Raw genomic sequence first — 16,320 nt, 5'->3', positions numbered from 1 at the left:
GGAGATGACGAATGAGAATCGTCCTGGAATTGCACTGCCCGGACACCCACGACCCAGCCGCTGGCTCTGGGGACACCGAGAACGCGCGGCTGGTGACCGGCCTGGCGCGACTGCTGAAGACGCACCGCTGCCCGGCGTGCCCCACTTGCACCCTCGAACCCGGTCTGACCGTGATCGACGGCCGGAACCGGCGTACCGCCTACTGCCCGTGCTGCCAAGCCACCTGGCTACCGGCGCGGCGCGCCCGGTTGCTGTCGGCGGGGCGTCTGCTCGGCGTGGAGCTGGTGCTCGGTGCGGGGGTACGGTCATGATCCGCCGCCCCGCCCCGGACATCCGGTTCGCGACACGGGTGCTCGCGACGATCGCCGACCTGCCGAACCATCCGCGCCACCCCGGCCTGTCGTGGGATCAGGGCATCTACCGCCGCGTCGAGGTGCACGAGATCGTGCACGCCGACACCGGCGCGCCGGTGTGCGCGACCGCGTTGTGCTTCGCCGGATGGGTGGTCGAACTCGACCCCGAGGTGGATTGGGCCTACGACACGATGACCCTGCGCACCCGGCACCTGGCCGAGGACACCGTCAACCCGCCGGTGCGCCTGGACTGGGATCTGACCACCGCAGTCGATCTCGCGACCGGGCATCGGCTCTACGCACACGAGTACGCACGCCGGCGCCTCGGACTCAGCGACATCCAGGCCGAGACGCTGTTCTCGAGCACCAACACCCTCGACGACCTCGCCGAGATCATCGCCCGCATCAGCGGGGGGCGACTGTGACCGCGACCGTCATCACCGCCGCCGACCTGGTGCACCGGGTCCGGGAACTCGCGAACGCCTCACCGCAGGCCACCACACCCACCGCCGGGGAGCACCCGCACGGGGACCGCTACGTCATACGCGACGACACCGGCGGCTGGCGAGGCTCGCGCCTGCTCGGGCGCGCCCTGCTCGACCTCGGCGCCCACCCCGACCAGCTGGCCGAGCACGACGCCTACGCCCTGTCCGCAGCCAGTACCGTGCTGCACTTCGTCGGACTCGGCGTCTGGGCTCAGGACCTGCTGTGGCTCAACGTCGTCCAAGTCCAAGAAGGACGCGGACGGTGCTGGTGCGACGCGGTCGCCTTCGCCGACCTTCGCATCCCCGGCATCGGGGGTGGGCGATGAGAACCCAGCCCGCGCCCGGTACCTCGGCCGCCGAGATCGTGATCGACCGGATGCCCGCCTACCTCGGACAGCCGCAGCGCTGGAAAGCCCGGATCGCCTACTACGACCAGGCCGGGCGCATCCGTCATCTGCACGCCATCCACACCGATCCCGACGCCGCCGCCGACGCCGTCCAGGATCGCCTAGACGAACTGGGAATCCGCTGATGACCCACGAGAACAAGACTCCCGACCGGGACCTCACCGACCGCATCGACGCTCTCGCCGCCGAAGCCGATCCCCCGGTGGAGCCTCGTCCCCCGCGTCCGGAGCGGTGCCCGAACTGCATCGACGAGTGGCACGCGCTGCCGATCCGCCGCAACCTGGTCCTGCTGCGGCAGGACTACTGCGGGTGCGCCGACTGCGACCGGGCGCTGGACGCCTACGACTACGCCACCGATACCAGCGAGATCGTCTGCCCCGGCTCCACCCTCGAAGGCCCGATCCAACCCCTCGAAGTGCGGCTGGAACGCGCCGGATTCGAGCTCGCCCTCGACCTGGTCGAAATCCAGGTCGTGACCCTACTCGCCGACACGCCGCCCGAATCGGAGTCCTTTCCGCCGCCGAGGAAGACGAGCGCGATCGAGTTCCCCAACCCGCTGCCCTACCGGGCGACGATCCACGCCTACCGGCTCGGCACCACTTGGCGGGGAACCGATCACGTCGTGGTCCTGCACCAGCCCGACACCGACGGTGCCGGACCGCAGACGGTGTTGTTCCGCTACCACCCGCCCGGTACCCCACAACCCCGCTTTGCCGGCACGTTCCTGCTCGGCAGCCTGATGTTGACCGTCCTGGACGACGGCAGCGACGCCGAGGGCTATCGGTCCGCGATCGACCCCCACGGCATCGTCATCGAGATCGATGACCGGATGCGTCCGCGCTACCAGGTCGACGGGCACATCGACCCCCGCGCCATGGTCACCAGGATCACCGGCCAAACCATCGGTGATTGACCAACCCCGATGAACGTGAGGTTCGACACCGCCCGGTCTTTTGCGAGGTACCGAATCTCACGTTTGGGACTACGTTGGCCGATATGTGGGGGGAATGGCTGTTGATCGAATGCATGCGCGCCGAGCCGACCGTGATGGCCGTCGGCCGCAAACCCGCGAAACTACAACCACTGCGGCGAGCGCTGCGCGGTCCCGCGCTGCGGGTCGCGCGACGGCTCACCGCCCAGGTCCGCGCCAGCGGGCACGCCTGGGAACAACGCTGTCGCGACCGCGACGAGCACATGATCGCCGAACCCGTCCACAACCTCGCAGGACGAGTGCACGGGGTGCGGGTCTGGACCGGCGCCCACGACCAGGACCCACCGCCCGCCCCGCGCTCGGGTGCCTTCGACTGGAACCTCGACAAGACCACGGTGCTGCTGACCGAGGAGTCCTACGACATCCACGCCGTCGCCCCCGAACAGCGGCGTCCCGAGATCACCCGCATGCAGGCCATGCGGTGGCTGGTCCACGCCGAGGAGGAAGGCACCGCACTCGCGCTGGCGGCCGAATCCGACCAGAACACACTGCATCACGACACCTGGCAGATCATGCGCGACGACGGCATACCACGCGATCTGCACTTCTGTGCCCGCGGCGGGCAGGTGGACGGGCAGCGGTTCATCCACGGACTCATGCTCGACATCAGCGAAGGCCGCGACATCCCCGCCCCACCACCACCGTTGACGTTCTCCCGAGCCGTGCTGCACGCCGAACTGTCGGTACCCGGCATCTACCACGCCCTGGTCGACCCGGCCACACTCACCGCTCATCGCTGGCTCGGTGACCCGATGCCGGGTATCGCGTGGGAACTCGGCGACGACCCCGACCGCGCTCCGGGCCTGCACCCCGACGACATCCCCGCCGCGCGCGAGCTGATACGCCGTCTCGACAAAGGACCGGTCACCGGGTCGCTGCGGCTGCGGAACACCGACGGCGGGTGGACATCCATCCATGTCGAAGCCAAACGTATGCTGCTCACCCGTCACCCGGAGTCGGCGGCGGCGCTGGTGAGCGTGTCTCATGCCACAGCAAACGAATAACCGGACAGGGTACCGGGACAGTCGATCTCACGTTTAAGATCGTCTGTTCGGGGTCAGGCCCCCTTGCCTCACTGGCCGACCCCGCCTCCTCAGAACCGACCACCGAACCGGTGCCGCACGCAGCCACGAGTTGCCGACCACGCGCGCCGCGCGAACCCTGGCCGGCCACACCACCGGCCGGACACGGGTTCGCTGTGTCACCCAGGAGATACCGGTGTCACCAGTACTGAACCTCCCGCTAGCCCACGCCGTCCTACGCGCCCTCCATACCAAGCCGCACCTGCACCACGCATGGCTGTGGCGGCGCGAATGCCTCGACGACACCGCCTACAACATCGCAGGATGGACGGTCACCCTCGCGGGAGCGGAATGGACCGGACACGGCGAACTGGTCCGCTACAAGGGCCGAGTCCGCGCGGTGCCGATGCTCGCCCAAGAACTGCTCGGCCTGCCCCACACCCAGGCGCGGCGACTGTTCTACCACAGCGACGAGGACCAGGCCGTGCGCCTGCTCTCCGACCTCATCGCCCACGCCACCCGCACCCAACGCGACCGGCTCCGCACACTCGAGACGCTACCGGCCGCCGTCATCGGCTCGACGCCCCGACCGTAATCTCTACTGCTGCGCGCTACAGTAGAGATATGGTTTGCGTCGATCCGCCCACCGCGACCTCACAGCCATGACCGGCACCGTCGCACCACGCTCGGTATCGATCGAACTCGAAGACGCCGTGCACGCCCTCATCGGACACCGCCTGGCCTCCCACACCGACCGCGACGGGGAAACCCGTTCCGGTTACCGGGAATCGGTCTACGCCGAGATCCGCGCCGAGCTGGCGGCGCGCACCGGTGAGGGCGGCACCCTGCGGCCCCGCAGTCTGCCCCCGGCCTGGGTCGAGGGCCTGGACTGGATCACCACCGTGGACACCGCCGTCGCGCAATGGTGGCCCGACCCCGGCCCCGACAACGGCGAACCGGAAACGGTGCGCCGCCTCAATCTCCTCGCCGCCCACACCTGGGCACCCGAGGACCACGAAGCCATCACCTGGTGCATCGACGACCTCGAGCACTGGGCGATGGCCGGCAAAGCACTCCTCGAACCGGTACGACGGTGGGAACTGGTCGCGCCGTGCCCGGCGTGCGGGGAATCCACCGTGCACCGGCCCGACGCGAGCGGGGAGATCGTGCGCCAGGCCGCACTCCAGATCACCGCGGCGGGCTGCGTGTGCCTGTCCTGTCACACCGAATGGGCACCCACCCACTACCGGCTGCTCGCAGCCTCCCTCGGCTGCAAAATACCGGCCGGACTATTGGAATAGCGGAGGCGACCTCGTGTCGCTTCAGTTCCTGTTGCCGACAGCGCGGATCGATCGAGGAAAGCCGTATTGACAACGCTCCGAAGGGCTTATCGAGGACACCGATCTTCTCTACGATCGGGGAATGAGTGAGATCGAGCGCCAGATGGCTGCGCTTCGGGCCGCCGAGCAACAGGCCGCTTCCGAACTCTCGCAGGAAGAACAGCAACTCGCTGGTCTCATAGACGACTTCGTTCAAACCATGACGCGGCACGGCATCGAGTCACAGCCGTACTTCACCTTCGCCGCGACGGCGCGTGAGCGATTGAAATGGACCAAAACCGTTAGGGTGCATGAGCATCGATGGGGACCACCCAGAGGGCGGTATTGGCTCCTGCAACGTGGTGGAAAGGATCGGATGGGACTCGGGGTTACCTCCGACAGGCGACTGATTCCCATCACCTTTGAGTGCGTTCGACCGGCTGGATCCCGGCGAGGCTCATACGAGCACCGCTACGACATCCACATCTCACCCGAAGCCGCCCCGTACCTCAGGAACGTCGAGTACGCGGCCACCTCTACCGGCGAGTCAGTCACCGGGATGTTTGTCGACCTTCACCTGTTCGCTGCCGCTGCCAAGTCAGCGATAGACGGTTCGAGCGGACGGTCTCGAGGTTTCACCGCCTGACCGGGCTGCCGACGAACGCGGTGGCCCGAATACTGCAGGCACTGTTCGGGCCACCGACTGCACAGCGTCGCTACCTGTCTCGTTCCTCGACGGCGGCCAGCCACTGCCGGACCAGCTCGGCGAGCTGGTTGTCGATCGCGTCGAAGACCCGCCTCGGCGCGGGCGCGTTCGCGGCGCGCGGCGCGCGGTACTCGTCGGCGAGCACGGCCAGCGCCGCCGCCAGAGGGCGGCAATGCGGTGCACAGGTTTGATGCGCACCCAGGACCAGGACCGCGTCCTGGGCAGTGAGGTCGCCGGGATCGTCACCGCAGTCGATCTCGGCCACGGTCGGAGTCTCCACCACGACCAGGATCGGTCGACCCGTGATCCGGACGGGCTCGGCTCCTCGCCGGGTGCCGCGTCCGGGTAGGCCCTGCGGGTTCATCGGATACCTCCCCACGTGCCGACCGCCGCCCAGCAGCAACGCGGCCCGCTCACGGCCGGGACCGTGTCGTGGCCGGGCAGCCAGTCCCCGGCCACGACGAGGCCGGGCGCCAGAAGTTCGACCCCGGCCAGCAACGTGCCGATCTCGCCGCCCGTGCGCGGGCGCAGTGTCAGCCCGTGCTGGGTGTAGACAGTGGCCGCGGCCTTGCCCGTGGCGGCCTCCACATCGGCACGGATGTGAGACGCCACCATGTACCCGCTCGGGAGCGCGTCGACCAGCTCCGCGATCACCCGGCCCGGCTCGTCGAGTCGTTCGAGGACCAGTGACCCGAACACCAGTGCGATCGGTTCGGCGGTGTCGAGTCCGGTGTATCCGGTACGGCGGTGGTCGATCCCGGCCAGGATCGCGGCCGGGTCGTTCGGGTCGACCTCGATGAATCGTGCGTCGCCGTCGAGCAGGGCGCGCCCGTACGCGGCCACAAGCGCGCCGCTGTCGAGATATACCGTGCGTGCCTGCGGTGCGACCGCGCGAGTGACGTTGTGCACGTTGATCTCACGCGGATATCCACAACCGATGACCACGAACTGCGCGGCCCCGAGGGCGGAGAGTTCCCTCGCAGCCCGTAACAGGAAGGCGTGGCCCGCGCGGACCCCGGCCTTGAACATCGGTGCGCGCGTCTCGAGTTGGGCGGTCACTACCCGATCGACGGCGTAGCTGTCCTTGCCTTCCGGATACTCGTGCAGCAGGGCATCGAGCACGCGGGGATGAGTCGGTCCTGACAACTCCTGTCCGACGGCCGCCGAGCGCGCATCGGTCCCGGTCTCGGCATCGGCATCGGAATTGGGTGGTGTTCCGCCGCAGGCCGGGCACAGCCTCACCACGTCAGCGCCTCGTGGGTTGTGGTCGGCATCAGGGGTAGTCCTTCATCGAGGCGGGACGTGACATGCAGGATGGGGTGGGGGTGTGGGTTGCAGGGGGTGGTGAGGGTGACGGTCAGCGCCGATGTGCCGGAAACGTGGTAACGGATCACCGTGGCCCGTCCTCGGCAGAGATCGGGTGCGACGGCTGGATCGGTGGCAGGCCGTGGGAGCGTCGCCGCGGCTGGCGCCGATCACCGGCGAGCAATGCGGCGCGCAGCTGGTCGTAGCCTCGGCTGGTCTGCACGAACGCCAGAGCCTGTGGGCATTCACCGGAGTTGTCTTGGGTCCAGCGATCGAGCAGGATCGCCAGCACCGTGATCGCGATGATCAGCTCACCAACCGTGTGCTCGTCGGCGTCGTCGGCGATCATGTTCACCGACTCCGGTCGGTTGCCCAGCGCCCGAGTGAGTTCGTCATCGATAACTCGCGAGAGCCTCGCGGAGGTCGTGTCGGTATTGCGGAGGCGGTCGAAGGCGATGAACTCGGCTGCTGTCGTGGTCGCCATCTCGGCGATGTAGTCGTGCCAGAGAACGCGAAGGTCGAGCGCGGTCTGCTCGATCAGGGTGGCCGGGGTGTCGCGGTCCTCCCACAGCGCGAGCAGGCGTTCCATGTCCGGCAGCGAGATTCGGTCTTGCGGCGGGGCGGTATAAGGCATGGGTAGTGCTCCTTTCATCAGGGGTTTGCGGAGAATCGGTCCCGCTCGAGCGGGCCGAGATCGGGGTGTTCTGGCCGTGTCGTCGCCCGAGCGGCGGTTGGTCAGGGCTCGGTCGTGGTCACCGGTAACCGGCGCACCCCGGCCACCAGTTCCTCGGCCAGTTCCTCATAGCCGTGGGCCAGTTCCTCGACGTTGGCGGCGGCGTCGGCGAACACTTCGTCCGAGCTGCCCGCGAGCACGGTGTAGGTGTAGGAGGTCAACTGCGCGATCCGGTCGATGACCTGGCCCATCGTCTGGGTGTGCACACGCGCCGAGGACATCGGTTCAGGCAGGCTTACCAGCACCCAGGCGTCGATGGACTCCATCAACCGCACCCGGTGCGCGTCGATCACCGCCAGCGCGTAGTGCGGTGTGCGTTCACGTGTCTGGTGCAGGACCGCGAGTTCGGCCGCTGCGGTGAGTACCGGGTGGTCGACCTGTTGGGGAAAGCCTCGGCATGCGGCCAGCAGCGTGTCCTTGCTGGGCAACACCGGCCCCGTCACCAGCGGTCTCCCAGGGCAGGTAGCCGCAGCGCCCGCTGGGACAGGCCGATGTTGAGGTCGGTGTAGCTGTCGACGAGTTCGGCCAGCCGGTGCCAGGCCGCGTGCACCTGGGGGTCGGCGACGTTGTCCACAGTCATCAACAGGGTCCAGGCATGAACCTGGAGACGGGCCAGGCGGTCGATCACCGCGCCCACGGTCTCGGTATGTGCCCGAGCGTCGGGCCGGGGCACTGGGAGATGCGACGCCGCCCACGTATCGACAGCGAACACCATTTCGTCCCTGTCGCAACGCCTTGCACAGTCCAGATCCGGCGCGGTCCGCCGGTACAGCCGCCCGAAGTCGGCGGCAATGCGGGTCAGCGGGTGCGCGACCGTCGGGTCGCCGCGGATCGCCGCGCACAGTTCCTCAGCTGCCGGTAGGACCAGATCGACAAACCGCTGCGAGACCGCGCCCATTTTCAGACTCCCGCTGACTGTGAGCGCGTCTGTTCAAGATGATCACGAAACGCGGAGATCACCGTCGTTCGTGATGGCACCAACCTGGCGTTTTCCGGTTCGGTGATCCAGTACCAGGCCAGACGGTTGTCCGACATCGGAAGCCAAATACGCTCGCCAGCGGACAACACCCGCAGCCCGCGCGCCGCCAAGCTCGCCAAGGTGGTCGTCCCGTAGGCGCCGCCCCACTGCGGGCCGACGAGGAAAACCCAGTCTCGACCACGGCGCGCATAGCTCAATACCGGCACCGGATGGACCTGTCGCCGCTTGAGCAGCCGGTCACGGATACTGCGCCCCGACACCTCTGGCATCACCACTGCTCCCAAAGCGGGAGATGTGACCAGCGAGACCCGGTTGAACGTACACGACACCTGGGAGAACCCCAACCGCTGATACAGAGCGGCGACCTCGCTGACGCTGTGACAACTCTCGAACATCATGACACCGCCAGCTGGGCGTCCGACACAGCCTGCGTGAGCGCGGCCAACTCGGCATCGAGGTCCGCGAGCTCCGCAGCGGCGACTCGGTGCCCGCGAGCGGCTCCCTCGCCAAACGCCACTACCGCCGCAGCTGCGCCAGCGACATCCTCGGCGCTCACTACTTCAACCCAAATTGCGAGAACTGGTTCGTAATCGTCTGGAGAGCGGGAAATTGCCATGACGGAGGGTCCTTCGATGTCGATGAACGATTCACGTTCCAGAACACCGTTCCCGGTAGTTGGGAAGTACCCGCCATAACACCGCCGACGACCAGCCAGGACCCGGATGGTCTGGTGTCGCAGCCATACAACTGGCAGTGTCGTTTTCGGTGCTGATCCGATCGCATTCCGAGGGTGTGGGGCTTATGAGCACGGTTGGCAACAGGCGCTATCCGCCGAATAAGCGGTTGGCTTGGCAGCGGCTACAGAAGGGGTGGAGCAGAGAGGAGCTGGTTCGTCAGATTTCGTTGAGCATGAAGGCACACGGCGAAACTGACACCGGACTGACGGCGGATACCGCACGGCGATGGGAGTCAGGGGACCGTTGGCCGGAGCCGCGATTCCGTAAGCATCTCGTGTTGGTGTTCGGATTTCCGGCTGCCGATCTCGGGCTACTCACTCCGGACGAGCTAGCCATGCGCCCGGACGAAACCGACCGTCCAGGATCTGAGATGCTCGTTGAATTGAGGAGGTTGATGATGGCTGACAAAGGAGCAGGCTTCGGCCGACAGCAGTTCTTGACTGCGCTTCTGGCAGCGGGCATGTCGCCGGTCGCCGCGTCTGCGATGGTGGGCGAGGCGGACGCGGCCTGGCATCAGCCGGGTAGGCAACGCGATCCCCAAGCCGTCGCCGCATACCGAAAGATCACCGCTACTCAGCGCGAAATGTATTGGGCCAGCGAACCGGCCGTCTTGCTAGATGCGGTTCTCAGTCACCTCCGGCTCGGTACTCAATTGCTCGCTGCGTCACCGGAGTCGCTCAAGGATGGCAACGAGCTCGCAGCCGCGGTCGCGGAGTCGGCGCTCCTGTCTGCACGACTGGCCTTCTTCGATCTGGGCCATGCCTCGCTCGCTGAGCGGTGTATCACCTACGCCGAATCGGCCGTCGCGCAGTGCGGCGACCATTCCTTGGCGGCCATGATCGCTGCTCACCATGCATTCCTTCCGGGATTCGCGGGGAATGCTGTCGCCGCGAGGCAGCTTCTGGACGTGTCACAAGCGCATGCCCGATATGACAGCGGACCCCTCATGCGAGCATGGCTGCATTGCGTTTCGGCCGAGATTCACGCCAGAACTGGTGCGGCGACTTCGGCGAGCGAGCGGATTCGGCAAGCCGAGGACGCCTTGGGTACCGGTGGTGTGGACACTGAACGCCTGGACTTTTTCAACGAAACCCGTCTGGCTGGGTTCGCGGGGAACGTCGCGCTTCTTGCCGGACAGCATGACTCGGCCGTTCGTTGGCTCGACAAGGCGCTGCGTCAGCTCGATCGTCAGGCCGACAAGCAGCGCAGCGTCTTGCTGTTCGATCTGGCTGCGGCTCACGCGATCTCCGATGCTGACCACGCTGGGACTATCGCGCAGCAAGCTTGCGCTGAGCTGGAGTCCAACTTCTATCGGACTGCTTACGAGCGCATCCCGGCGGTTCAGCGCGCTCTCAACGGCACACGCGGTGGTGCCGAACTCGCCCAACGGGCGAACGAACTCGATCCGCCTGTCACCGGCTCCTGATCAGCCCTGGTGCTCGTTGTGTTTGCGCACCAATTCGGGCAGCTCGGCGAGGCTGTCCAGGTGGAACAGGCTGAGGTGATCGATGTCCACCCCCAATATGCTGTGCGCGGTCTCACCACGAAGAATGTGCCCCCACGGTCCTCGCCGGATCACCGCGGCGCTGATGCCGAGTTCGATCGCCGGTCGTAGATCGTTGTCGACACGATCTCCGACGTAGAGGATTTTCTCGGCCGGGACTGCCGCCTCGGTGATCAGTCGCTCGAAGAACGACAACGAGGGCTTGCTCGCACCCCAACTGTCCGAGGTGCCGAGTACATCGGTCGGCAGGTTCAGGTCCCGGAGGATGCCTTCTGCTCGAGTGGTCTGATTCCCCGCGATGCCGACCTTCAGGCCCTGGGCGCGAAGTTCGGACAGACACGGGCGAACATCTGGATACAGGTCCTCCTCGCCAAACCACTCGGGCTGGCCTGCCTCGGCGCGACGCTCCCTCTCGGTAGCAAGATCGAAGCCCGGTCGGAATAGCTGGAAGGTCTCGCGGTAGTCCTTACCTTGGGCAATGACGGCACCGAAGGCGGCTGAGAACGTGTGCCGGGGAACTCCTAGCCAGTCCGCCCACGTGCCATACTCTCTGGTTTCGTCAACCAGAACCTCGCCGACATCGAAAAACACAGCCTCAATCGTCATGCCGCCAGAATATGCGCGAGGTGTCTGCGGGCCGTCGCTGACGTGGCCTGGCTGTGCAGTGGCCGCTATGTCCCGAGGGGACCCGTTGCTGAAATCGATCCAGAAGCCCGACGCTCCAGACTGATTCGGACCGCAGCGACCAGCCGCGGAGGCCCGAGGACTGGCAGCGCCGGTCGTCCACCCCCGGTCTCGGCTGCCGACCAAGCGGCCATTGCATCGCCGCAACAGGTCGAAGCGCAGTCGATCTCGCCTCACATGAAGGACGCTGAGATGAGCAATCCCCGAGAGCCGATGAGCGCCGAGTCCGACGCTCGAGCATCCACACGACGGCCACTGCCAATCCTGTCGCCTGCCCAACTCATGGCGCTCGACCCGCGCCTGCAACGGGTGATCGACTACCGGAAGAGCGGTCTGAGCCTCAACTGGATCGTCGGTTGTCCACTCGATTGCACATACTGCGTGCGCCATACATTCGGCAACTACGAAATGAAGGTGCCCCGACGTATTATGGACGAGCCCACTGCGGCGCGAATGCTATTGCGCAACAAACATTTTCGACCGCACGTAACGCCGATTCAACTCCTCAATCGGGCGACGGACCCGATGCTGCCCGCCGTGAAGCCGCATACGCTCGATATGTTGCGGCTGCTCGATGACCAGGGAATCACCAACCATGTCCTGGTGATCACGCGCTGGCGGATCGAGCCGGAGGACTGCGCTGTCCTGAACAGCTTCAGCAATATTCGCTTGACCATCCTGGTCACCCACTCCGGAATAGACGATTCGCGGATCGAACCGGTCGACTCCGACATCGCGGCGACGTCCCTTCGGACCGCGTTCGAGTACGCCGAGAACTACCGAGTCATCCTGTACTGGCGGCCCATCGTTCCGGGACTCAACGACTCCGATAGCCACCTCGAGCGGGCTCGCGATCTGTCCCACCACGCTCACGCCACGGTATTCACCGGTCTGTTCTTCAAAGACCAGATCCGGGAGTACTACATCACCAATGGTCTACCGGAACTCTACGATGAGGGGCCTTCTCGCAAGATATTCCCTGAACGGCTTGAGCAACGGATTCTCGTGCACAGCAGCGGATTCGGGTCGCCGCTGTTCCGCAAGACCTCATGCGGCGTGACCTACGCGCACGGGGTCGCTGACTACAACGGTCACTACGGTGTCCGCGAGCTGTGTGATATCTGCCCGCTCGCGCAGGTTCAACGATGCGCCGTAGATTGGCGTCGCCCGGATCTGGAGCCGACCACGGCATGGGTCGAGCGTCTGGGTGGCCGCATGCTGGAGATCACCGACAGGGCGGTGATCGTGGAGGGGCTGCCCGAAGGGAGGCGCAACTTCCTCCAGCACAATCTCGGATATCAGGTCAACGACCGTCATCGCCCACACCATATCGGCCGTCACGGACGGGCCGATATCGGATGGACCGACCAGGAGGCAGCACGATGATTGTTCCGAATGTACTGCACGGCAGGGACTTCGCCGTTGTCGATGTCGAAGGCAACGGGCAGACTCCTCCCGAGATCATCGAGATCGCGGTCCTCGCGATCTCCGGCCAGACGGTCGATGTCGCAGATATCCGGTCCTGGTTGATACGACCTGAGCGACCGATCACCCCCATCGTGACCCGCAAGGTCCACGGCATCACCAACGCCGACGTCGCCGACTGCCCTAGGTGGGCGGAAGTCGCCGAACAAATCGCAGGTGCGCTGGAGGACCGAGTTCTCGTCGCGCACAACGCGAACCTCGAGCGACGCGTCGTTTCGGAACATCTTCCGGAGTGGACCCCACCACTCGTGCTCGACACGCTGCGGTTCGCCAAGGCGGTATGGCCCGGCCTGCCCGGCTACAGCCTGGACAAACTCGTCACACACGCGAGCCTGGACACCACAGCGGTCAACGAACAGGGACACCACCGCGCCGGATGGGATACCTGGGCGGCCTGGCAGCTCTTCGCCCGGCTCGTCACCGACAGCGGATACGAGTGGGACGAGATCGTGCAGGCAGCGGCCCCGGCCGAGTTCGTGGCACCGAGAGAAGCTCAGGAACGGCTGTGGTGAGCACCGACTTCGTGCGGCCGGTCACGATCGCGGTGACCGGCACGCACTCGACGGGCAAGAGCACCTTCCTTCAGCGCCTTGCCGATCGTCTGCACCGCGACCGGATCGACGTCGCCGTCGTCGCTGACCTCGGGGCAGAAGCGGCGGCGCAAGGACTGCCCATCCTCGACAGACACACCTGGGTGTCCACCCTGTGGATCATCTCCCGCGGCATGTCACTGGAAGCGCAAACCTGGACACAAGCCGACGTGGTCTTGGTCGACCGGCCGGTCTCCGATGCGCTGGGGTACTACGAAGCCGCGCTCGAATATCGTGGTGAGCAGCCGAATCCAGCCAACATCGGCCAGCTCGAAGCGATGGTCACGGGGCACATCCGCAACTACGACCTGGTGCTCCGTACGGTGCTCGACCCGACGATCCCGCTGGATCTCAGCAAGCCGCGCGGCACCGACCTGGCGTTTCGCGCGCTCGTTGACCGGCATATCGCCAAGGTCGGTGAACGACTCGGAATCACCCATGACACCTTGTCCGCCGACGATCACGATCGGGCGCTCGTGGAAGTGTCCGCTGTCATCGAAGGGCGCCTCGATGGAATCACCGAAGACCACGGCGCCTGAGTCGCAGGCCACCGAACCAACTGCCACGTCGATTCCCACCGAGGAAAGCGGACAGACCGCCGTCGTGGGTACCGCGCCCGCCACGACGAGTAGTCGCTTCACGATCGGTAGCGATATATCAGTCAACCGAATTGGCTACGGCACCATGCAACTCACTGGCCCCGGCCACTGGGGCGATCCCGGCGACATCGGTGGTGCGGTGCGAATCCTCCGGCGCGCTGTCGACCTCGGAATAAACCACCTCGATACGGCCGACGCCTACGGTCCGTACATCGCCGAGAACTTGATCCACACGGCGTTACATCCCTATCCGGACCACCTTCTGATCGCAACCAAGGGCGGTATGACGAGGCAGGGACCAAACCAGTGGAGCCCCGTCGGTCGGCCTGAATACCTACGCCAATGCGTGGAAATGAGCCTACGACGCCTCGACCTCGACTGTATCGACCTCTACTACCTGCACCGCATCGACCCACACGTGCCGCTGGAAGACCAGATCGGATGCCTCGATTCCCTACGCGAACAAGGCAAGATCCGCTACATCGGCCTGTCGAAGGTGACCGTGGAACAGATCGAAGCGGCGCGCAGAATCACCCCGATCGCAGCGGTGCAGAATCGGTTCAACCGCACCGAACCCGACCACGACGTGCTCCGTCACTGCACGAAAAACCGGATCGCGTTCGTGCCCTACGCTCCGCTTGCCGCTGGTGCGCAGGTGGCTCGACTCAAGGATGGGGAAACCGTGGCCATGTATCTGCAATGGTTGCTTGAGCAGTCGCCAGTGATCCTCCCGATACCCGGCACAGCGTCGCTCTCCCATCTTGAGCACAACGCGCGTCCGCCGCAGTGACGATCGGTTCAAAACACGATGTTGATTTGCCCAACCGACCGTCATCGATATAGCTAGAAGACCGACCGATTCCCCATCACCGCTGTGGGGGAGGTAACCCGTATTGCACCTGAGGCGATGAGCGTCGATCCCGGACTCACCCGTCAGGCCCGTCAGGAACTCGCTAACGTGGCCTACGCACATCTGCTGCGACCCTTGCGGACTTGGATTGTGGACAGCACCGTCGAGGGCTACTTGTCCCAATTCGGTGCCGACCCACGCGGAGCCGGACGCATGTTGACCAAACTCCGAATGGCCGATCTGCTGCGACGGCCCCGCCTCACCGGTTCCGGGCTCGAACCCGGCACAGTGGGCGAGAACCCGCCGACACCAGCTCATTCCGACACCTGATCCAGGAGCGCCGTGGACCCCACCCTTCCCGACCGTCCCTCGATACTTCGCCGACTGACCGCACACGGTCCGGTCACCGTGATCGTCGCCGGGGGCGGCACGGGCGGGCACACCTATCCCGCCGCATCCGCTGTCCGCGCGCTACGCACCCTCGCCATCGAAGCCGACACCGATATCGAGATTCTCTGGGTCGGCACCCCCGATTCGCTGGAAGAACGAGTCGCCACCGAACACGGGATCGAATTCGCCGCGGTGCGCGCGGGCAAGCTTCGCCGGGACCGCAACCCGCTCAAGATGCTCAACACCGCGAACCTGCGCGACGCGGTCCAGGTACCGCTGTCGGTCCTCGCCGCCCGCGCGTTGGTCACCGCACGACGACCCCATGCGGTCCTCACCACCGGAGGGTACGTCTCGGCGCCGATAGGCATGGCCGCGCGACTGCGCCGCCACCGGGTACCGCTGGTCATCCACGAACAGACCACCGGCCTCGGCGCGGCCAACGCGCTGCTGGCCCGCGTCGCGGACCGGATCGCGTTGAGTTCCTATGCATCGGTGCAGGTCGTACCCGCCAGGCTGCGCGCCCGCACCGTGGTCACGGGCAATCCCATCCGTCCGGAACTCGCCAACGGCGACCCGCAAGCGGCGATCAAGGCCCTTGAATGGAGCGGCCACGACCCGAGTCTGCCCACCGTCTACGTCACCGGCGGCGCACAGGGCGCGCGCCAGATCAACGACCTCATCGCCGCCCTCCTGCCCGAACTACTGCCCGTCGCCAATGTCATCCACCAGTGCGGCCGCAACTCCCACGACGAGGTAAGCCGCCACGCGGCCACCCTGCTCGGGGCGTTGGCAGCCCGCTACCAGGTTCGCGAATTCATCGGCACCGAGCTTCCCGACGTCCTGGCCCTCGCCGATGTCGTCGTATCTCGTTCCGGGGCCGGAACACTCGCCGAACTGACAACGCTCGGCAAGCCTTCGGTTCTGATCCCCTACCCGCACTCGGTCGGTGGCGAACAGCTCCGCAACGCCACCTACCTCGCCGAGCACGGCGCTGCCCGTTCGATCGGCATCACGCCAACCGCTCAAGACCTGCGCGACAACCTGTTCCCGCTGCTGGCCGCGCCCACCGAACGAGAGGCCATGTCAGGCAGAGCCCGAGCGATGGGACATCCCGACGCGGCCCAACACCTCGCGCTGACCGTCCTCGACCTCGCCCTGCCGTAGCCAGGCCGCTCACGGCA

The 16,320-nt window shown here is 66.0% G+C and carries 24 protein-coding genes; 16 read left to right on the top strand and 8 right to left on the bottom strand.

The features are described 5' to 3' along the window. Positions 1 to 11 precede the first annotated feature (11 nt). From APZ21_RS05980 to APZ21_RS05940, 9 genes are all read left to right on the top strand, one after another. Positions 12 to 311 (top strand): hypothetical protein, encoded by a 300-nt coding sequence (locus tag APZ21_RS05980; protein ID WP_054812216.1) that lies wholly within the window; start codon positions 12 to 14, stop codon positions 309 to 311. After that, positions 308 to 778 (top strand): hypothetical protein, encoded by a 471-nt coding sequence (locus APZ21_RS05975; protein ID WP_054812215.1) that lies wholly within the window; start codon positions 308 to 310, stop codon positions 776 to 778. Before APZ21_RS05980 ends, APZ21_RS05975 begins: the two co-directional genes overlap by 4 nt. Continuing rightward, on the top strand, positions 775 to 1,164 hold the full coding sequence (locus APZ21_RS05970; RefSeq protein ID WP_054812214.1) for a hypothetical protein: 390 nt from the start codon (positions 775 to 777) through the stop codon (positions 1,162 to 1,164). Before APZ21_RS05975 ends, APZ21_RS05970 begins: the two co-directional genes overlap by 4 nt. Then, positions 1,161 to 1,370, top strand: a complete 210-nt coding sequence (locus tag APZ21_RS05965) for a hypothetical protein (RefSeq protein WP_054812213.1) — start codon at positions 1,161 to 1,163, stop codon at positions 1,368 to 1,370. Before APZ21_RS05970 ends, APZ21_RS05965 begins: the two co-directional genes overlap by 4 nt. Further along, positions 1,370 to 2,158: a hypothetical protein gene (locus APZ21_RS05960; RefSeq protein ID WP_054812212.1), complete on the top strand. Its 789-nt coding sequence runs from the start codon at positions 1,370 to 1,372 to the stop codon at positions 2,156 to 2,158. The genes APZ21_RS05965 and APZ21_RS05960 overlap by 1 nt, the downstream gene beginning before the upstream one ends. Before the next feature lie 83 nt (positions 2,159 to 2,241). Continuing rightward, positions 2,242 to 3,240, top strand: a complete 999-nt coding sequence (locus tag APZ21_RS05955) for a GAF domain-containing protein (RefSeq protein WP_054812211.1) — start codon at positions 2,242 to 2,244, stop codon at positions 3,238 to 3,240. A gap of 214 nt (positions 3,241 to 3,454) precedes the next feature. Then, a complete protein-coding gene (locus tag APZ21_RS05950; RefSeq protein ID WP_156370738.1) occupies positions 3,455 to 3,853 on the top strand; it encodes a hypothetical protein in 399 nt (132 codons plus the stop codon). 67 nt (positions 3,854 to 3,920) lie between these two features. Beyond that, on the top strand, positions 3,921 to 4,559 hold the full coding sequence (locus APZ21_RS05945; protein ID WP_054812209.1) for a DUF7341 domain-containing protein: 639 nt from the start codon (positions 3,921 to 3,923) through the stop codon (positions 4,557 to 4,559). 121 nt (positions 4,560 to 4,680) lie between these two features. Beyond that, positions 4,681 to 5,223: a hypothetical protein gene (locus APZ21_RS05940; protein ID WP_054812208.1), complete on the top strand. Its 543-nt coding sequence runs from the start codon at positions 4,681 to 4,683 to the stop codon at positions 5,221 to 5,223. 70 nt (positions 5,224 to 5,293) lie between these two features. Here the strand turns inward: APZ21_RS05940 and APZ21_RS05935 are convergent, their stop codons facing one another. The 7 genes from APZ21_RS05935 to APZ21_RS05910 all read right to left on the bottom strand — a co-directional run bounded on the left by APZ21_RS05935 (position 5,294) and on the right by APZ21_RS05910 (position 8,698). Then, positions 5,294 to 5,563, bottom strand: coding sequence for a hypothetical protein (locus APZ21_RS05935; protein ID WP_156370736.1), 270 nt, complete (start codon positions 5,561 to 5,563; stop codon positions 5,294 to 5,296). Between the two features lie 80 nt (positions 5,564 to 5,643). Beyond that, positions 5,644 to 6,528 (bottom strand): SAM-dependent methyltransferase, encoded by an 885-nt coding sequence (locus APZ21_RS05930; RefSeq protein ID WP_054812206.1) that lies wholly within the window; start codon positions 6,526 to 6,528, stop codon positions 5,644 to 5,646. Further along, positions 6,522 to 6,677 carry a hypothetical protein gene (locus tag APZ21_RS33745; protein ID WP_156370734.1) on the bottom strand — a complete coding sequence of 52 codons (156 nt, stop codon included), beginning with the start codon at positions 6,675 to 6,677 and terminating at the stop codon, positions 6,522 to 6,524. The genes APZ21_RS05930 and APZ21_RS33745 overlap by 7 nt, the downstream gene beginning before the upstream one ends. Continuing rightward, on the bottom strand, positions 6,674 to 7,222 hold the full coding sequence (locus tag APZ21_RS05925; RefSeq protein WP_156370732.1) for a hypothetical protein: 549 nt from the start codon (positions 7,220 to 7,222) through the stop codon (positions 6,674 to 6,676). The genes APZ21_RS33745 and APZ21_RS05925 overlap by 4 nt, the downstream gene beginning before the upstream one ends. Positions 7,223 to 7,323: 101 nt before the next feature. Then, on the bottom strand, positions 7,324 to 7,764 hold the full coding sequence (locus APZ21_RS05920) for a DUF4254 domain-containing protein (protein ID WP_054812204.1): 441 nt from the start codon (positions 7,762 to 7,764) through the stop codon (positions 7,324 to 7,326). Then, positions 7,761 to 8,219: a DUF4254 domain-containing protein gene (locus tag APZ21_RS05915; RefSeq protein ID WP_054812203.1), complete on the bottom strand. Its 459-nt coding sequence runs from the start codon at positions 8,217 to 8,219 to the stop codon at positions 7,761 to 7,763. The genes APZ21_RS05920 and APZ21_RS05915 overlap by 4 nt, the downstream gene beginning before the upstream one ends. Positions 8,220 to 8,221: 2 nt before the next feature. Then, positions 8,222 to 8,698, bottom strand: a complete 477-nt coding sequence (locus tag APZ21_RS05910; protein ID WP_054812202.1) for a hypothetical protein — start codon at positions 8,696 to 8,698, stop codon at positions 8,222 to 8,224. A gap of 403 nt (positions 8,699 to 9,101) precedes the next feature. Between APZ21_RS05910 and APZ21_RS05905 the strand changes: the two genes are divergently transcribed. After that, positions 9,102 to 10,463 (top strand): NsdA family TPR-like regulatory protein, encoded by a 1,362-nt coding sequence (locus APZ21_RS05905; protein ID WP_204249045.1) that lies wholly within the window; start codon positions 9,102 to 9,104, stop codon positions 10,461 to 10,463. On the opposite strand, the gene APZ21_RS05900 is transcribed toward APZ21_RS05905, so the two are convergent. Continuing rightward, entirely contained in the window at positions 10,464 to 11,147 is a 684-nt protein-coding gene (locus tag APZ21_RS05900; protein WP_054812200.1) for an HAD family hydrolase, read from the bottom strand. A gap of 270 nt (positions 11,148 to 11,417) precedes the next feature. On the opposite strand from APZ21_RS05900, the gene APZ21_RS05895 reads away from it, so the two are divergent. The 6 genes from APZ21_RS05895 to APZ21_RS05870 all read left to right on the top strand — a co-directional run bounded on the left by APZ21_RS05895 (position 11,418) and on the right by APZ21_RS05870 (position 16,303). Then, positions 11,418 to 12,611, top strand: coding sequence for a radical SAM protein (locus tag APZ21_RS05895; RefSeq protein WP_082392877.1), 1,194 nt, complete (start codon positions 11,418 to 11,420; stop codon positions 12,609 to 12,611). Then, positions 12,608 to 13,222: a 3'-5' exonuclease gene (locus tag APZ21_RS05890; RefSeq protein ID WP_054812198.1), complete on the top strand. Its 615-nt coding sequence runs from the start codon at positions 12,608 to 12,610 to the stop codon at positions 13,220 to 13,222. The genes APZ21_RS05895 and APZ21_RS05890 overlap by 4 nt, the downstream gene beginning before the upstream one ends. Next, on the top strand, positions 13,219 to 13,839 hold the full coding sequence (locus tag APZ21_RS05885) for an AAA family ATPase (protein WP_162240305.1): 621 nt from the start codon (positions 13,219 to 13,221) through the stop codon (positions 13,837 to 13,839). Before APZ21_RS05890 ends, APZ21_RS05885 begins: the two co-directional genes overlap by 4 nt. Then, positions 13,811 to 14,689, top strand: a complete 879-nt coding sequence (locus APZ21_RS05880; protein WP_156370728.1) for an aldo/keto reductase — start codon at positions 13,811 to 13,813, stop codon at positions 14,687 to 14,689. Before APZ21_RS05885 ends, APZ21_RS05880 begins: the two co-directional genes overlap by 29 nt. 117 nt (positions 14,690 to 14,806) lie before the next feature. Next, complete coding sequence (locus tag APZ21_RS05875) at positions 14,807 to 15,079, top strand: hypothetical protein (protein ID WP_054812196.1); 273 nt, start codon at positions 14,807 to 14,809, stop codon at positions 15,077 to 15,079. Positions 15,080 to 15,091: 12 nt separating this feature from the next. Beyond that, positions 15,092 to 16,303 (top strand): UDP-N-acetylglucosamine--N-acetylmuramyl-(pentapeptide) pyrophosphoryl-undecaprenol N-acetylglucosamine transferase, encoded by a 1,212-nt coding sequence (locus APZ21_RS05870; RefSeq protein WP_239476501.1) that lies wholly within the window; start codon positions 15,092 to 15,094, stop codon positions 16,301 to 16,303. Positions 16,304 to 16,320: the final 17 nt, after the last annotated feature.

The organism is Nocardia arizonensis (assembly GCF_001310275.1).
GTDB classification, from domain to species: Bacteria; Actinomycetota; Actinomycetes; order Mycobacteriales; family Mycobacteriaceae; genus Nocardia; species Nocardia arizonensis.
This window is presented reverse-complemented; position numbering and strand designations above follow the sequence as displayed.

What these genes read in the sequence shown, in the direction of transcription:
- APZ21_RS05980 (WP_054812216.1), top strand. Translation starts at nt 12, where the DNA reads ATGAGAATCGTCCTGGAATTGCACTGCCCGGACACCCACGACCCAGCC.
- APZ21_RS05880 (WP_156370728.1), top strand. Translation starts at nt 13,811, where the DNA reads ATGGAATCACCGAAGACCACGGCGCCTGAGTCGCAGGCCACCGAACCA.
- APZ21_RS05905 (WP_204249045.1), top strand. Translation starts at nt 9,102, where the DNA reads ATGAGCACGGTTGGCAACAGGCGCTATCCGCCGAATAAGCGGTTGGCT.
- APZ21_RS05895 (WP_082392877.1), top strand. Translation starts at nt 11,418, where the DNA reads ATGAGCAATCCCCGAGAGCCGATGAGCGCCGAGTCCGACGCTCGAGCA.
- APZ21_RS05955 (WP_054812211.1), top strand. Translation starts at nt 2,242, where the DNA reads ATGTGGGGGGAATGGCTGTTGATCGAATGCATGCGCGCCGAGCCGACC.
- APZ21_RS05900 (WP_054812200.1), bottom strand. Translation starts at nt 11,147, where the DNA reads ATGACGATTGAGGCTGTGTTTTTCGATGTCGGCGAGGTTCTGGTTGAC.
- APZ21_RS05875 (WP_054812196.1), top strand. Translation starts at nt 14,807, where the DNA reads ATGAGCGTCGATCCCGGACTCACCCGTCAGGCCCGTCAGGAACTCGCT.
- APZ21_RS05925 (WP_156370732.1), bottom strand. Translation starts at nt 7,222, where the DNA reads ATGCCTTATACCGCCCCGCCGCAAGACCGAATCTCGCTGCCGGACATG.
- APZ21_RS05960 (WP_054812212.1), top strand. Translation starts at nt 1,370, where the DNA reads ATGACCCACGAGAACAAGACTCCCGACCGGGACCTCACCGACCGCATC.
- APZ21_RS05940 (WP_054812208.1), top strand. Translation starts at nt 4,681, where the DNA reads ATGAGTGAGATCGAGCGCCAGATGGCTGCGCTTCGGGCCGCCGAGCAA.
- APZ21_RS05975 (WP_054812215.1), top strand. Translation starts at nt 308, where the DNA reads ATGATCCGCCGCCCCGCCCCGGACATCCGGTTCGCGACACGGGTGCTC.
- APZ21_RS05965 (WP_054812213.1), top strand. Translation starts at nt 1,161, where the DNA reads ATGAGAACCCAGCCCGCGCCCGGTACCTCGGCCGCCGAGATCGTGATC.
- APZ21_RS05945 (WP_054812209.1), top strand. Translation starts at nt 3,921, where the DNA reads ATGACCGGCACCGTCGCACCACGCTCGGTATCGATCGAACTCGAAGAC.
- APZ21_RS05915 (WP_054812203.1), bottom strand. Translation starts at nt 8,219, where the DNA reads ATGGGCGCGGTCTCGCAGCGGTTTGTCGATCTGGTCCTACCGGCAGCT.
- APZ21_RS05910 (WP_054812202.1), bottom strand. Translation starts at nt 8,698, where the DNA reads ATGATGTTCGAGAGTTGTCACAGCGTCAGCGAGGTCGCCGCTCTGTAT.
- APZ21_RS05890 (WP_054812198.1), top strand. Translation starts at nt 12,608, where the DNA reads ATGATTGTTCCGAATGTACTGCACGGCAGGGACTTCGCCGTTGTCGAT.